Source organism: Ruminococcus sp. CAG:57, assembly GCF_000435935.1.
GTDB lineage: Bacteria > Bacillota > Clostridia > Oscillospirales > Ruminococcaceae > Hominimerdicola > Hominimerdicola aceti.
This window is the reverse complement of record NZ_FR890793.1, coordinates 169,079-182,728: the sequence shown is the minus strand read 5'-3', so window position 1 is coordinate 182,728 and position 13,650 is coordinate 169,079. Positions and strand designations below refer to the sequence as shown.

The 13,650-nt window shown below is 43.9% G+C and carries 11 protein-coding genes; 4 read left to right on the top strand and 7 right to left on the bottom strand.

Annotated elements, in window-relative coordinates; genetic code table 11:
- Both QVO88_RS12135 and QVO88_RS12130 read left to right on the top strand, forming a co-directional pair.
- Positions 1–1,124, top strand: a 1,124-nt coding sequence (locus QVO88_RS12135; RefSeq protein WP_288178049.1) for a HAMP domain-containing sensor histidine kinase, incomplete at its 5' end; no start/stop codon positions are given.
- A 9-nt stretch (positions 1,125–1,133) separates the two neighbouring features.
- Positions 1,134–2,444 (top strand): S1C family serine protease, encoded by a 1,311-nt coding sequence (locus QVO88_RS12130; protein WP_022288716.1) that lies wholly within the window; start codon positions 1,134–1,136, stop codon positions 2,442–2,444.
- Positions 2,445–2,704: 260 nt separating this feature from the next.
- Here the strand turns inward: QVO88_RS12130 and QVO88_RS12125 are convergent, their stop codons facing one another.
- Positions 2,705–3,547, bottom strand: coding sequence for a hypothetical protein (locus QVO88_RS12125; protein WP_022288715.1), 843 nt, complete (start codon positions 3,545–3,547; stop codon positions 2,705–2,707).
- Between the two features lie 288 nt (positions 3,548–3,835).
- Here QVO88_RS12125 and spoVAC point away from each other — a divergent pair, with 288 nt between their 5' ends.
- Positions 3,836–4,282 (top strand): stage V sporulation protein AC, encoded by a 447-nt coding sequence (spoVAC, locus tag QVO88_RS12120; protein WP_022288714.1) that lies wholly within the window; start codon positions 3,836–3,838, stop codon positions 4,280–4,282.
- 278 nt (positions 4,283–4,560) lie between these two features.
- Here spoVAC and QVO88_RS12115 read toward each other — a convergent pair whose 3' ends face one another.
- The 6 genes from QVO88_RS12115 to QVO88_RS12090 all read right to left on the bottom strand — a co-directional run bounded on the left by QVO88_RS12115 (position 4,561) and on the right by QVO88_RS12090 (position 12,165).
- Complete coding sequence (locus QVO88_RS12115; protein ID WP_242989446.1) at positions 4,561–5,076, bottom strand: hypothetical protein; 516 nt, start codon at positions 5,074–5,076, stop codon at positions 4,561–4,563.
- A gap of 167 nt (positions 5,077–5,243) precedes the next feature.
- Positions 5,244–6,596, bottom strand: a complete 1,353-nt coding sequence (locus QVO88_RS12110) for an MATE family efflux transporter (RefSeq protein WP_022288712.1) — start codon at positions 6,594–6,596, stop codon at positions 5,244–5,246.
- A gap of 216 nt (positions 6,597–6,812) precedes the next feature.
- Entirely contained in the window at positions 6,813–9,275 is a 2,463-nt protein-coding gene (locus tag QVO88_RS12105) for a hypothetical protein (protein WP_288178048.1), read from the bottom strand.
- A complete protein-coding gene (locus QVO88_RS12100; RefSeq protein WP_022288710.1) occupies positions 9,275–9,808 on the bottom strand; it encodes an RNA polymerase sigma factor in 534 nt (177 codons plus the stop codon). Before QVO88_RS12100 ends, QVO88_RS12105 begins: the two co-directional genes overlap by 1 nt.
- Before the next feature lie 389 nt (positions 9,809–10,197).
- Complete coding sequence (locus QVO88_RS12095; protein ID WP_022288709.1) at positions 10,198–11,685, bottom strand: PH domain-containing protein; 1,488 nt, start codon at positions 11,683–11,685, stop codon at positions 10,198–10,200.
- Between the two features lie 24 nt (positions 11,686–11,709).
- Positions 11,710–12,165 carry a hypothetical protein gene (locus QVO88_RS12090; RefSeq protein ID WP_046440618.1) on the bottom strand — a complete coding sequence of 152 codons (456 nt, stop codon included), beginning with the start codon at positions 12,163–12,165 and terminating at the stop codon, positions 11,710–11,712.
- A 142-nt stretch (positions 12,166–12,307) separates the two neighbouring features.
- Between QVO88_RS12090 and QVO88_RS12085 the strand changes: the two genes are divergently transcribed.
- Complete coding sequence (locus tag QVO88_RS12085; protein WP_022288707.1) at positions 12,308–13,600, top strand: sodium:alanine symporter family protein; 1,293 nt, start codon at positions 12,308–12,310, stop codon at positions 13,598–13,600.
- The last annotated feature ends 50 nt before the right edge of the window (positions 13,601–13,650 follow it).

Genomic DNA, 13,650 nt, shown 5'->3' with positions numbered 1-13,650 from the left:
CCAGTAAGGATCCTGTGTGCAGCCCTCATAATATATCTGTCCATGAGCTTGAAGCTTTTTCTGACAATTGCGAGTATGTTTATTCGGACCTCGGAGGAGCTTTCGATGCTATATATCATGTGATAGGTAAGTCGTTCAAAGCGAATGGACCTGAATATTATGTGCTTGCATTCAGTTCAAAGGCGGCTCAGGACGACTACACCTACAACATAATGGAAATATTTATAGTTTCCGCTATAATAGTTCTGGTCATAGTAATGTTTCTGGTATATTTTATGACGCTGAAGCTTACAGAGCCTATAAAAGAGATAGCGGAGGTTTCAAAGAAGATAGGAGCAGGAGATTTTTCTGTCACGCTGCCTGATTATTCAACCTCGGAGCTTGAACAGCTCAGCAACGCTTTCAACGATATGGCTGCCAGCCTGAAAAGCTATGACACCATGCGAAATAGCTTCCTTGCGAACGTTTCTCATGAGCTTAGAACGCCTATGACGTCTATAGGCGGTTTTGTGGACGGTCTGCTTGACGGCACCATACCAAAGGAGCAGGAGAGATATTATCTTAAGATAATTTCCTCTGAGGTACACAGACTTGCAAGGCTCGTAAGAAGTATGCTCAATCTTGCAAAGATCGAGGCAGGCGAGCTTAAACCTAATTTGCAGTATTTCTCTGTGCTTGAGCCGATAGTCGATACCCTTGTGACTTTTGAGCCAAGGCTTGAGGAAAAGCAGATAGAGATAAGGGGTCTTGACGTTGACAGAGTGACCCTTTATGCGGATAATGACCTTGTGCATCAGGTCATGTATAACTTGATAGAGAACGCCATAAAGTTCGTTGACAAGGGCGGTTATATAGAGTTTCACTTTGAGCCTGAGGGCAATATGACAAGCATTTCTATCAGAAACAGCGGTGAGGGTCTGTCTGAGGACGAGCTTCCGCTGGTGTTCGACAGATTTTATAAGACCGATAAGTCAAGAGGACTTGACAAGACGGGCGTTGGATTGGGACTTAATATCGTGCGTTCTATCATAAAGCTCCACGGGGGCAAGATAATGGTACGAAGCGTTAAGAACGAGTATACGGAATTTGTGTTCACGCTGCCTAACAAGGCGGAGGGCGACTAGGAGGCTCATATGGAGCAGTTTGAAGAGCAGCCTTGTCTGCATGATGAAAATGAAGATACAGCCCAAGAAACTGGGCATTACAAGCTGCCTGAGGGAGCGGTAGCCGCTCATAAGGTGGACGAAGATTTTTGGTCGGCTGTTGATTCGGCAAGAAAAAGAAGCCGCCACAGAGAGCGTATGCGCCATGCAGTTGCAAGACTGTGCTTTATGGTGCTTTTTGTAGGCATCGGAATAGCCATATCAATAACCTCCATAAGGGGAAGCGGCTGGGTGAGAAATCTTGTTACAGGGGACGAGAAGATAAGCTTTACGCTTCCTGTGGCTGACAAGCCGAAGCTTGACGATGAATTTTATCAGGCTGACGGAAGATACACTGCCGAGGGTATCGCAAAGGGGTTTTCTCCCGCTGTGGTATCTATAGAGGTTTACAAAAATTCGGGTGGATATGTTGCGGCAGGTCAGGGCAGCGGTGTTATAATGTCTGCTGACGGATATATCGTCACAAACGCTCATGTTGTAAATGCGGCAGAGTCGGGCATAAAAGTTGTTCTAAGCGACAATTCGGAGTATGAAGCCAAGGTGGTGGGGCAGGACTCTGCCACGGATATAGCGGTGATAAAGATACAGGCGCAGGGCTTGCAGGCGGCTGAGTTCGGTGATTCAACTCAGGTAAATGCAGGGGAAGAGGTAGTCGCTATCGGCTCACCGGCGGGCTATTACGGCACTGTGACAAAGGGTATCGTGTCAGGTGTGAACCGCAGGATAAGGCTTGAAAACTCGTCAATAATAATGAACTGCATACAGATAGACGCAGCCATAAACCCTGGTAACTCAGGTGGAGCGCTGTTCAATATGTGGGGGCAAGTCATAGGGATAACCTCATCGAAGCTTGCTTCAAGCGATTATGAGGGCATAGGCTTTGCGGTATCTATAGACGAGGCGAAGCCTGTTATTGAGGAGCTTATGGAAAAGGGCTATGTGGCAGGCAGAGTAAAGATAGGTGTGACTTATTATGCTGTCAGCGACACCACTGCTGAGATATACGGCATAAAGCCGGGTATTTGTATTGTGTCCATAAACCCTGATTGTGACGTTGCCAACACAGACCTTGCGGAGGGCGATATCATCACGGAAATAGACGGAAAGTCCACCGCAGGAGAGGTGGATATAGCGTCGCTGTTTTCAGGAAAGCAGGCAGGAGATGAAGTCGCCTGCAAGGTATATCGCAAGACGGACAGCGGTGATGAGAAAGAGTTTGAGATAAAATTCAAGCTTATGGCGGATAACGGCGGTCTGGTGGAAGACAGTCAGGCGGAATAGATAACAAAAGTGGATAAAAAAAGAAAAAAGCTGTGGTAAGAAAGGGTACCACGGCTTTTTTCTTAGGGGATTAATAAAATATGTGATGATATTATAGAATTACTATAATACTATTATTATATATTCCCCTTAGTTTCATGTCAACATAAAAGTGTGACAGCTATTTCAAAAAAATCTGTCACACTTTTTGTCACTGGAAAATGTATAAAAATACAAAAGAGCAGACCATATTGCGGTCTGCTCTTAGTTTTCATGAAAAATTATTCAGAAAGGCCCTCGATAGAGAATGTGATCTCAAGGCTGTCCTCAAATGCAATATTGTCCTTGTCGATAGGAGAATCCTTAGCTGTATCGCCGTAATCGTTGTAGATCTCGATTCTGTAGCAGTTGTTGTTGTCCTCGATGTTGCCATACTTGATCTTAGCTTTATCGAATGCAACTTCCTGACCGTCAGCCTTGATAGACTTAAGCTCTACCTTGAGATCGTCAGCGTTGTACTTACCTGGAGTTTCCTTATCAGTCTTAGGATCGCCTGTGCCCTTGAGTTTTTCGCCGTTAAGAAGACCGATGATATCAACGCACATTACTACGCAACCTTCAGCACCAACAGCATAGTCGCCGTCAAGAGCGATCTGTGGGTTGATACCCTCGTCTGGATCGTCATAAGATATAGAAGCGTTTGTGATAGAAACTGTGTACTCACCGTCGCCTGTTACATCAGCGTCAACGCCGAATGCTTTAGTAGCTTCAGGTTCGCCCTGACCTTCCCAGTTGCCCCAGAGCCACTGGCTGTCACCGAACATAAGGAATGCGTCATAGCCCTTGAATGTCTTTACAGGTGTGTAATCAGAGTCACCGCCCTCTGTCTTTGAGTCAGCTGTGCTGTCTGCTGCTACAGCAGAGTCGCCTGCTCCGCCGCCTGTTGCAGCAGAATCCTCTGTAGCAGCTGTTGTAGTTGTTGCAGCTGTAGTTGTAGTAGCAGCTGTAGTTGTTGTTACGGCAGCAGTAGAGCTTGAAGAATCAGCTGAATCGCCGCATGATGCGAATACTACTGTTGTCAGAGAAAGAGCTGTGACAGCAGCAAGAATTTTTTTAGCTTTCATTATAATAACCTCCTGAAAAATAATGGCAGTTACACTACCCCTAAGATAGAATATCTCTAATGAATATGATACAAAATTTTCGCATTTTTTTCAAGATACTATTTTAACAAATTTCCATATGATAAATCGTTTACATTACACAAAACTTGTTGAAACTATATAAAAATATTAACCTTACAGCAACATATTGAACAAATCATGCGAAAATCGTGCACTTAAAATATGAATAAGCTTTGATTTTTGAGGAACAATAGGTGCAAACATGATAGAAAAAAAGGAGCGAAAGAAATGGATATAAATTTGAGCAAGGCACAATACAGCGAGATGTACAAAGAGGCGTCAAAGGGGACAAAGTGGTGGGTGACCATACCAAAGGCGTTTTTATTTGGCGGACTTATATGCGTTATTGGACAATCGCTTATGGATATGTATTTATATTTAGGTTTATCCAAGGATAACGCCTCAATGTCGGTATCAATAACTTTGATATTTTTATCGGCTCTTCTCACAGGTCTTGGCTGGTATGATCGCATAGCGAAGCATGCAGGTGCAGGTACGCTTGTACCCATAACAGGTTTTGCGAACTCTGTGGCGGCGCCTGCTCTTGAGTTCAAGACGGAGGGATATATTCTTGGGCTTGGGGCGAAGATCTTCATTATCAGCGGACCTGTTATTCTTTACGGCACTTTGGCTAGTGTGCTTTACGGACTTATTTATTATTTGTTTTTGAGGTAAGCTGCTTGCAATTCATGATAACCGCACAAACTCACTGTAGGGGAGCGGCGCAATTTCTGCTTTGCAAAAATACGACGTCCCGTTCTGAGAGCGATAAGGTTTGGTTTTATCACGAATTTGTGTAGACGTGCCGTGTTGGGAAATATTGTGCATATACCGCATGGTTGAGCATCAAGCAGGTGCGGGCTGTCGTGGGCGCCAGCCCCTACACAATAGAAACACCGCACTGGATATGTTTTAGGCAGAATAAAAGGGCAGCGAATTTGCTGCCCTTTTTATCATACAAGTGTATCTTTATATTTCTTGCCCTCTACCACCAATATTGGATAGCCGTCAAGATACGGTTTCACGGCTTCCGGATTTTCGTCTGCATACTCAAATATCTGATCTGCCAGCTCGTTAGCCGTTTTCGTCAGCTCCTTTATGGACTTTTCATTCATAGTAGGACAGACCGGCGACAATGTTATTACTTTAGTTTCGTTAAGCGCCATTACTCTCAGCGGCCATATCCTGCAGTCGAACGGTTTGTCGTCGCCTAATATACAGCCCTTCTCGTTATCCAGCATTGGGCAATAATACAGGTCTGCATTCTGTTCCTTATCCATTTTGAACAAGAAATGGTTTTCCTTCTTTATAAATTCCTGCTTAGGGGTATATTCCTGCAATATCTTGCTTGCAAGCGTTTGTGAGATATATGGTGTTTCCCATATATCATAGCTGTCAAAGCAACAGCATATCCTGCACTTTGCACATTCCTCTTTTGACAATATTTTTGAAAGCATTTTTTCTGTCATGCCTGCCGTTTGCAGGCATTTCCCCCTTTCACGTCTATGGTATGTTAGCCACACTTTTGTGGATTGTATGTTTTTACTAATTATAACACGTTTCTTTGATAAAATCAATAGTGGCTTACTTTTTTCTACATAGGGAGCTATCTGTTTTATGTGAATTAACAAACTATTTACATTTGTTCTGCCGTATTTGGGATATTCTCTTTACGGAAGGTCTTATTTGCGGCAAAGCCTATGCCGAGCATCACAGCCATGCCTGCCCACACAAGGGGTTCGCTTATCATGATGCCGAAATATCCCATGCGTGGGGCGAGTATCATTGCCACTGCGAACTTGCCCAAAAGCTCTATTATGCTTGAAGCTATAGGTGTTATCTTATCTCCTACGCCCTGAAGTGCGTTTCTGAAAACTATTACTATGCCGAGGATAAAGTAAAATGCTGTGTTTATTTTCATGTATTTTTCCACTGTACCCACTATCTCAGGGTCGCTGATACCTGTGATAAGGTGTGCGAAAAATGGTGTGAAAAGCCATGTTGCGGCTATTACGATAACAGACCAGCCCCATGTTATGAGGGTCGCTTTTTTCACGCCCTCTTTTACTCTGTCTATCCTGCCTGCACCGTAGTTCTGGCTTGAAAAGGTTGCTGAAGCTGCACCGAAAACTGATATAGGGAGCATATAGATCTCAGATATTTTTCTTGCGGTGGTGTGGGCGACTATTATGTCAGTGCCGAAGATATTTATTGCGCCCTGCATTATAACAGTGCCGATACCAACGAGAGATATCATAAGTCCCATTGAAACTCCTGTTGCATACATATCTCCTGCAAGCTTGAAGTTAAAGCGGAAGTCGCTTTTTGATGGGATAAGAAATTTGTGTTTTTTAATGATGTATATTACACAAAGCACAACTGAGATACCCTGTGCGATAAGGGTGGCATATGCCGCGCCCTCAACACCCATTTTAAAGCCAAGGATAAAGAGAAGGTCAAGCCCGATATTAGCGATAGTTGATATTATAAGGAAGATAAGTGGCGAAACAGTGTCGCCCACTGCACGGAGGACACCTGCGCAGATGTTATAGAACATTGATATTATCATTCCTGCAAGGATTATGACTATGTAGGTTTTTGCCTGCTTAAAGATGTTGTCAGGCGTGTTCAACGCTTTCAGCAGTGGGTCGATAAAGGCAAGGCTGAGGGCGGTGAGGGCTATTGCCGTTGCGATACCTAGGGTAAGGGCGTGGGCGACGGACTTTTTCAGGCGGTCAAACTCTTTTGCACCGAAAAAGCGTGCTGTCACAAGGGCAAAGCCGTTTGTAAGACCGTTCAGAAAGCCTATTATGACGGTGTTCACTGATGAAGTTGCACCAAGGGCGGCTATGGCGTTTTTGCCTAGGGTCTGACCCACAATACGGGTGTCGGCAAGATTATAAAAAAGCTGAAAAATGTTGCCAAGCAGAAGGGGCAGGGAAAACATCAATATCAGCTTTGTGATATTTCCTTTCGTTAGGTCTTTCATAATTCTTTCTCCTATTTATGTCTTATATTTATTCCTAAAACCATATTATTTTAGCACAAACAGAGTTTCAATTGGTTATATTACTGTGAACATTTATTGTACATACTATACAATTTGCGGCGACTTTATTTGTGTGCAATAACGAAAACGTTTTAGCAAAAAAACGCCCGACAGAAATTTATCCGTCGGGTGCTAAAGGGGAAATTTGGTGTAATGCTATTTAACTATGGCTACACTGTCTACGGGTTTTGAGAGATCGTCATAGCTGTATGAGCGTATCTGTCTGTCGGAGAAGATATAAATATATCCGTCCTGAACGAATGCACTGCGGTAACGATCTCTCTGGTCATTGTCGTTGACCATAGCCGTGATCTCGTCTTCGCTAGCCTGATCGAAATAATCGTCAAAATAATCTGTATATTCGTCAAGCTTTATAGTTCCATACTCGCTGAAGGTTTTGGTTTCTATGTTATATTTCATTACCAGAATTTTTTCAATAGTTTTTTCATAATAGGTATATTCCCAATTGTCGCCGTCATCGGTCTTGCCTACTGTGGTTATGTCATAGAATGGTATGGCTATATATTCGTTTTCGTTGTCTGTTATTATGGAGTTTGAAGAAACAGTGCTTGCGGATCTTTGGGTCATATCCTTTCCGTCAACTGTTGTTTCCATTTCTTTCTCGTGATATTTGTATTCCTGTATAGTCTTGAAGAAGTTGAATTTCTTTACTACCTTTGTGTCATAAACCTGCACCTGATCCACTGTGCCGTTAGCATTCGCTATGCCCTTGCCGCTTGAGCCGTATAAAAGCGTTTCTTGCTTTTCTGTTTTGCTCTTGTCGAGTATCTTTACGCTGAAAGAGTCAAATGACGTGCTGTCGGTGCGCACTGCGATATCGTCATTATAGTTCGTCAGTCCATAATGGAAAATGTTGTTTGCCGTTGACACTGCTATCACTTTATCATCAGGGGTCACCTGAGTTATCTTGTTAGGGTCTGAGAAATCATATACTTCATCAAGCTGGATATTGTTCGCTTGCTGATAAGTGTCATCATTGTTATATGCGGAAGAATAATCTCTGTAAACATACAGCATAGAATGATAGAACGTGTTATATCTTACGCTCTCGAAGTCGATATCCTCGTATGTGAGGGTCTTTTTCACAGGGACGCCAAGGTCATTGTCAAAAAGCCACAGGGTGCAGATATTAATGCCGCTATAATAGATATTGTGTGTGCTGATATCGTAAATGTTTGCAGAGTCGTTTGAGAACAGCGACAATCTGCCGTTATACTCATCTCCTGATATGGCGTGGCTTATATGCTCGGCGTCTGCGCCTGTGACGGTCTGAGTTTTGTTAAGCTCCATGTCGCCGCCACCGTAGTTTATTCTTGTAATAAGCGCTCTTGTTGGCACTGTGCTGTAATCATCGTCTGTTTTTTCAAAGCCATATGCTCTTAAAATATAAATGTTGTCTGTTCCCATTAAGATGCTGCTTTCACCGCAGGCGATAAGCTTTGAAGCCATGTATGAGCCTTGATTTTTTCCGTCAAAGGACGAAAGCAGGATCATGGACGGTGTATTATCTCTGGCTGTGATATACATTTCACTTTCTTCAAAAAGCTGTTTTTCACCATTGATGTATCGCACTGGTGCGATATCCTCGGGCTTTTGGTCATCTAAGAGCAGTGAAGCCGCTCGGGTGTAGCGTGACACGATGAAAAATTTTCCGTCAACTTTTCTTATGCCCTCCAGCACGCCGGGCTGTTCAAACTCGCTTATGAGCTTGATATTCTCAGGGTCGCTCACGTCAAACACGCACATTCCGCAGTATTCGATATCGAGGTTTTTCTTTCCTGCCTTCACGGGTAAGATAAAGTCGAAGAAAGCGTAAAGCTCGTTATTATCCAAATACATTGCAACAACGCTTGGAGCAAACTTACAGCCGTACTGTTCGTATTCGGCAATGTCAACAAGACCTTTTTTAAGGAAGGTTTCCGCAAAGATATCCTGTTCTGACTTTGTGATATTTCCGTTTTGGGTAATATAAACGTCGATACCGCCATTGTCAGTAATGAAATGGGCGTTTCCGTAGGTTATGTTTGTTTCCAGCTCATCTATGCTGGTTGTGGGGGTGATATCCACGCCTGAGCGAGTGAGCTGTATATCAGCGGGGTTAGGGGTGAGCTGGTGATCTCTGAGCGCCTGCTTATACAAAGCCACATAGTCATCGTCATCAACAGACAAAGCGTCGATATTTTTGAATATATAGCTATTGTCAACTATAAAGTCCTCTATGTTTTTGCTGTTGCTATTTATATAGTTGTAAAGACCCTTATAGGTCGTTCCACGGAGGCCGTCAAGACCTGAGGCGTCAGCGGACTGTGAAGAAGCGGAACTGGGGTATTTTTTGACGAACTGGGTATTGCTGAACCTAAGCACAGCAAATCCGCCTACCACAAGGACGAAAGCCGCCACCACAGCCAGACATCTCAGGGCGTTGCTTCTGCCGCTGTTTATTTTTATCTCTGCACTATTTGGAGTATTTTCGATAACGGGTCTGAAGCCTGCCACGTCCAGCATATCTTTTATTTCCTGGGGCATGAGCTTATCAGGAATTTTGTTTGCCTGTTCCATTTGTCTGATAAGCTTTCTGCGTTTTCTTAAATTTCTCATCATGTCACCTCCTTTCCAAACAGCTTACTGCGTATTTTTGCTTTACCTCTGGATATATGGGAACGGACTGTCGTATCTTTAATACCTGTTATCTCCATTATCTCCCTGCCTTTGTAGCCTGCTATACAGTGAAGTGATATACAGAGTCTTTCCGCTTCACTGAGATCAGCAAACTCTTCTAAGATCTCGCACCGCTCGAATCCGTTTTCGTCCTTGATTATTGCGTCGCTTTCATTAATATAATCGAGGTTAGAGCGTCTTTGGGCGTATTCCTTTTGTTTTTGTTTGATCTTGGCGACCAGAATTTTGAACATCCAGCTATCGAAAGCTTCGCTTTTCCGCAGCGAGGAGATGCTCATATAGCCGTCCAGCACAGCGTCCTGCACTGCATCGGCGGCGTCCTCGGCATTTTGCAGGTTAGCGAGGGCGTAATAATAAAGCTCCTTATATATCTCTCCATAGAGCTTAGAAAAGGCGTCCGTATCGCCGTTCACCGCAAGTTCTGCGAGCTTTTTTCTTCCCTTTTTGTCCAATCTGATCCCCCCTGTCGTCCGTCATAATATAAGTGTATATTTTTCACTGAAATGTTGCAGTGAAAAAAATTTTTTGAATAAAAAAATCGGGGACGAGGTGGTCGTCCCTGATGATATTTGTTTATCAAACTGTGTAGGGGCTGGCGTCCTCGACAGCCCATTTCCTATTTGCCTGTACGAGCTTGCGTTATCCGCACAAAGTTCGGCGCAACAATTCACAACATTGTCTGCTTCTTTTCATTCGTGAAAATTCCAAGCTTAGCCGCTTCGATATCGGGCTGTCGAGGGCGCCAGCCCCTACACCAAAGTTCTACCGCTGCAAAATCGCTTAGCTCGGTGCTGAGGGGGTAACTTTGGTCTGCTATGCTAATTCCTCATTCCTCATTTTTTCACACCGCATACCCATTCCTGTTCAACAATTTTATGACCTTATCATAATTAAGTCCCTTTACAGTATGATAGTCTGTACTCTCCGAATTGGTATAAACTCTCACGGCACAAGTATGGCTTATCTTCTGAAACGGATTTTGCATGACAGTTACCATTGACACTCTGTCAAGTGCGGCTATTGATTTATGAAAGCTATACCATTTACAATATGACAATGTACAATGCCCGTTTTCAAAGCCTATTGATGTTGTGAACGCTGCCGCCGCCTTGACTATCACGAGCCACAGCAATGGTATGGTAGTTAGTATAACAAGTATGGTTATTTCTCTTTTCCAGTTAGGAAAAAAGTAAAGCGTTCCTCTTCCTGATACGATGGGTATAAACGTGCATATGAGCGGTATCGTTATAAATCTGCCAAGGTCGGCTTTTCCTGTGGAGATGTCGCTTTTCACCGGCGGTATTTTCGGCATGAGCATCTTCAGGGAGCGGTCAACCTGTCCGTTTGTCGTTATCGGTATAAGGGCTGATATTTCAAGCCGTCTTTTTCCGTATCCTGTACAGTGGGCAGACACAGAGGTTATTTTGCATATCTTCATAAGCAATGATTGTCTTAGGTCGATATAGTTTACTCTATCTCTATAGAGGACGTGTCTGCGTCTTGTGCCTATCCCGCTTCTGATTATGAAAAGGTCGGCACAGCGTGTGCAGGAAAAATTCCAGTGGCGCATAAGATTCGACAGAAATGATATGAGCCAGCCTCCTGCCAGCACACCGCCTGCGATAAGGATATATTCAGGCACTTCTGCAAGCACCGGAACTTTTGCTATCTCCGTATTCACTCTGCGGAGTATTTGTTCCTCCGCCTCTCTTCCTACTATCCTATATGCTTCGTAAAGTACCGACAGCACGATTATCATGCCTGACAGAGTTGATGAAAAGATGAGAGAGAATATAACGAGCAGGCTTTTCTTTGAGTTGTAGACATATTTAGGTTTGTTTTTGCATTTGGCAGTGGCAAAATGATAAAGCTCAAAGGCTCGTTTTTTTGTAAGGGTGAGCATTATATCTGCATTTTGCAGTGATTTTGCATCGGTGTCTATGTATACGGCACAGGAATGTATAAGTCTGGAAATATATCCTTGTGACAGTGACAATGAGCTTATCTCGGCAAAATAGACCTTAGTTCGTGTTATGCCGAAATAGCCTGTGTGGGCTATGATGCAATCTTCTTCAAGCTCATAGTAGACAAATATCCAGCGCAGGAAAGCGTAGCCGAAGATAAATGTGATAGTGAGGATATCAACCCAATGTGCCTGAAACCAGCTTTGAAAGTTGAATTTTGCGGCTATGAGATACTTGGCAAGAGGGATAGCAAGAAGCCACATATATTTAGTTGTATAAGATAATATCATTATAGGGTGCTGGCGGTGGGCGAAGAAATTCTTCAGCCAGCTTCTTTTTTCTTTGATAGTTTCTCTGCGGCTCATTTAAACCTTTCCTGTCTTTGGTATCTAGTCTTCTTTGCGTTCTCTGTTTCGTATGGAGCTGTTTACTATGGCGGATATTTCCATGGCGTCACGGCGGCTCATAAAAGGTATAAGAAGTCTTGCGCCCAAGGCGTTTAAGACAACGAAGTTAAGTCCTGTTATACTGCCTAGTGGGGTTATGATAGTTGTGACGGATTTTATTGCCGAGGTGGGCATAAAATGCCGCATGGTAAAGAAAAGCCCTGTAAAGGCGGTGACTTCTTTTGAGCTGACGGTGAAATAAGATCTGATGAAATAAAATGGAAGCACCAACAGGCAAAAAAGTGCGGCGATTATCCACATTGGCATAAGGATATAATTCACGGAAAATGGGATAAGTTTTTCTATGAGATTGACCGCATAGCGGATAAGAAACAATATTACCGCAAGGATAGCCCAGAAGATAAAAAGCGGTATTTTTGAGGGCTTATATCTGTGCATTTGAGGACGTTCACCTCGCTGTTTGTTTTTTTGCGTATTTGTATGTATGGTTATCTCAGTTTTCAAGAATTAATCTCCCTTTTATATCATATCATTTATAAGGCAATTATTTGCACGAAAAAAGTGTTTTCGGGGGAAAGCTATGGAACTTACGGCTATAATAAACAAGATAAATTCGTTTTTGTGGGGCGTTCCGCTTTTGGTACTTTTGCTTGGGGGCGGAATATATCTGAGCATAAAGCTTGGATTTCCACAGATACACATTTTAAAAATAATGAAGAAAACGGTTTTTATGCTGTTTAAAAAAGAAAGCTCCGAAAGCGATTCTCTCTCGCAGTTTCAGACATTTTCCACGGCGCTTGCGGCAACTGTAGGAACAGGCTCGGTGGTGGGCGTGGGGGAATGTATCAGGATAGGGGGTGCAGGCTCGGTATTCTGGATGTGGGTGTCTGCATTTTTCGGAATGGGGCTTGCTTACTGCGAAAACTATCTGGGAGTGAGATGCTCTGACGGAAAGCTTTGCGGTGCGGCGGCTTATCTCGAAAAGATAGGCAGAACGAAGCTCACGGCTGTTTTGTTTGCAGTTTTTACGGTGGGTGCGTCCCTTGGAATGGGCAACATGGTGCAGACGGGTTCGGCGGCTGCGGCTGCCCGAGAGGGGTTTGGGATACCCTCATATATATTTGCACTTGTGGTGCTTATTTTCGTATTTTTAGTAGCTGTGGGAAAAAACTCAGCAGCTTGTCTTTGCGAAAAGCTTGTGCCGATAATGGCGGTGCTTTTCATAGGCGGCAGTTTGGGAGTGATAATATTTCACCCATTAAAAGCCGCAGGAGCGATAGCAATGATAGTAAAAAACGCCTTTTGCCCCACAGCCTGCATAACAGGCTCGGTGGCAGGGACGATAATATTTTCCATGGTGGAGGGGTTAAAGCGTGGAGCGTTTTCAAACGAAGCAGGCTTAGGCTCGACGGTGGCAGTACACAGCTCGTGCGGGATAAAGTCGCCTGAATTGCAGGGAACATGGGCAATGGCTGAGGTTTTTATAGATACCTTTGTCATATGCACTCTGACGGCTGTGGTGATAATAATAAGCGGAACTGACCTCACGGGGGAGGATATGGCAGTGAGGGCTTACAATGCTGCTCTTGGTGGAGCGGGGAAGTATTTCATGTCAGGTTCGCTGATACTTTTTGCATTAGCGACAGTGGCAGGGTGGTTTTTCATAGGGGAGAGGGCTTGGAGATATCTTTTTCCACGGAGCGATATGATCTATAGGATCATGGCGATAGTTTGTGGGTGCATTGGAACGATGTGGAGCATGGAGCTTGTGTGGGGAGTGTCGGATATTTTCAATGGACTTATGGCAGTGCCGAATGTTATCGGGGTATTGGTGTTGTGGAGAAAAGAGGTAGGAATGAGGAGTGAGGAGTGAGGAGTGAGGAATTGGCAAAGCTGACCAGAGTGGGATATCCAACACCGAGC

What these genes read in the sequence shown, in the direction of transcription:
- QVO88_RS12090 (WP_046440618.1), bottom strand. Translation starts at nt 12,165, where the DNA reads ATGCACAGATATAAGCCCTCAAAAATACCGCTTTTTATCTTCTGGGCT.
- QVO88_RS12125 (WP_022288715.1), bottom strand. Translation starts at nt 3,547, where the DNA reads ATGAAAGCTAAAAAAATTCTTGCTGCTGTCACAGCTCTTTCTCTGACA.
- QVO88_RS12095 (WP_022288709.1), bottom strand. Translation starts at nt 11,685, where the DNA reads ATGAGCCGCAGAGAAACTATCAAAGAAAAAAGAAGCTGGCTGAAGAAT.
- QVO88_RS12130 (WP_022288716.1), top strand. Translation starts at nt 1,134, where the DNA reads ATGGAGCAGTTTGAAGAGCAGCCTTGTCTGCATGATGAAAATGAAGAT.
- QVO88_RS12105 (WP_288178048.1), bottom strand. Translation starts at nt 9,275, where the DNA reads ATGAGAAATTTAAGAAAACGCAGAAAGCTTATCAGACAAATGGAACAG.
- QVO88_RS12115 (WP_242989446.1), bottom strand. Translation starts at nt 5,076, where the DNA reads ATGACAGAAAAAATGCTTTCAAAAATATTGTCAAAAGAGGAATGTGCA.
- QVO88_RS12110 (WP_022288712.1), bottom strand. Translation starts at nt 6,596, where the DNA reads ATGAAAGACCTAACGAAAGGAAATATCACAAAGCTGATATTGATGTTT.
- QVO88_RS12085 (WP_022288707.1), top strand. Translation starts at nt 12,308, where the DNA reads ATGGAACTTACGGCTATAATAAACAAGATAAATTCGTTTTTGTGGGGC.
- spoVAC (WP_022288714.1), top strand. Translation starts at nt 3,836, where the DNA reads ATGGATATAAATTTGAGCAAGGCACAATACAGCGAGATGTACAAAGAG.